The 1,563-nt window shown below is 29.8% G+C and carries 1 protein-coding gene; it reads left to right on the plus strand.

The genetic code is table 11. The annotated features are described in order from the left end of the window. Positions 1 to 102 precede the first annotated feature (102 nt). Entirely contained in the window at positions 103 to 1,338 is a 1,236-nt protein-coding gene (locus tag ABCM86_RS13960; protein WP_343004200.1) for an MFS transporter, read from the plus strand. Positions 1,339 to 1,563 lie beyond the last annotated feature (225 nt).

Genomic DNA, 1,563 nt, shown 5'->3' on the forward strand with positions numbered 1-1,563 from the left:
AAAACACCTGCAGAGGTCTTCGCTGCAACATAAACATAAAATGTTGCACTTATATTGACAATCTATCATATAAAATAAAATTTAAAATAGGGGGAAACTATAATGGAACAAGTTAATTATAAAAAGTTTTATCCTACTGCAATAGCTCTATACTTTACATATTTTATACATGGTATAGGAGCTTCTATATTAGGACAATATAAACAAGATTTTGCATCAATGTGGGGAGCAAAAGTATTAGAAGATGGTACATTTGATGTAAGTATGGTTGTATCAGTAATAGCTGCACTTGGTCTTGGACGTTTAATCTCTCTTCCTTTCTCAGGGCCTATATCTGATAAATTCGGAAGAAGAATAAGTGGTTTAATAGGGATTATATGTTATGCATTATATTTAGGTGGAATAGTATTTGCTCCAAATATGATGGTAGGTTATATGTTTGCAATAGTAGGTGGTATTGCTAATTCATTTTTAGATACTTGTGTAACACCATCATGCATGGAAATATTCCCAGAGAATGGTTCAGTTGCAAACTTATTTACTAAGTTCTCAATGTCTATAGCACAATTTGCTCTACCATTTGGTATAGGATTTGTAGCTACAAATGCATTCTCATTTAAAACAATATTTATAATAGCAGCAGTAGCAATTGCAATAGATGGTGTATTAATAGCATTTTTACCATTTCCTAAATTAGAAAATGCTCAAGAAGACTCTGAATCTGAAAAAGAAGTTAAAAAAGAAAAAATGAAATTTACTCCAGCAAGTATAGCATTAATATGTATAGGATTTACTTCTTCTTCAACTTTTATGATATGGTTAAATTGTAATCAAGAATTAGGTAAACTATATGGACTTGCTGATCCAAGTAAAATTCAATCATTCTATGCTTTAGGAACAGTTTGTGCAATACTTGTTTCATCATTTTTAATAAGTAAAGGACTAAAGGCAGTAAGAATACTTATAATATATCCAGCAATATCAGCAGCAATGCTTATAGCAATTTACTTTATAAGAATACCTTCTATATGTTTAGTAGGTGGATTTGTATTAGGTTATGCAGCAGCAGGTGGAGTACTTCAACTTTGCGTATCTACAGCAAATGAAATGTTCCCTAAAGATAAAGGTAAAATAACTTCAATAGTTATGATAGCATCAAGTGTTGCAAACTATACTATAATAAGTTTTGCATCTTACTTAACAAAAGTTGGTGGTGCAACTAATGGACCAATAAACGTTGTACTGCTTAATATAGCAGTTACTTTATTAGGTGTATTACTTGCAATATATGTAAATATACAAAATGATAAAATAGAAAGAGCTCGTGAAGTAGCATAAAAAATAGGTCTTATAGCTTAATAAGTTATAGGACCTATTTTTATGTGCAAAAAATAAATATTACTTATAATTAGTATTTTTTAATTCTAAAGAAATTATATATTATCTTACTTGTGGATGCGCCATGAGTGAAGCAAATTTTTTTATATTGATAGATTGTCAATATAAGTGCAACATTTTATGTTTATGTTGCAGCGAAGACCTCTGCAGGTGTTTTATATCCAA

Source organism: Clostridium sp. 2218st1_F5_2218SCRN_220325, from assembly GCF_039062665.1.
Classification (GTDB): domain Bacteria; phylum Bacillota; class Clostridia; order Peptostreptococcales; family Peptostreptococcaceae; genus Intestinibacter.

Excerpts from the sequence above, each read along its gene's own strand:
- ABCM86_RS13960 (WP_343004200.1), top strand. The coding sequence starts at position 103 with ATGGAACAAGTTAATTATAAAAAGTTTTATCCTACTGCAATAGCTCTA.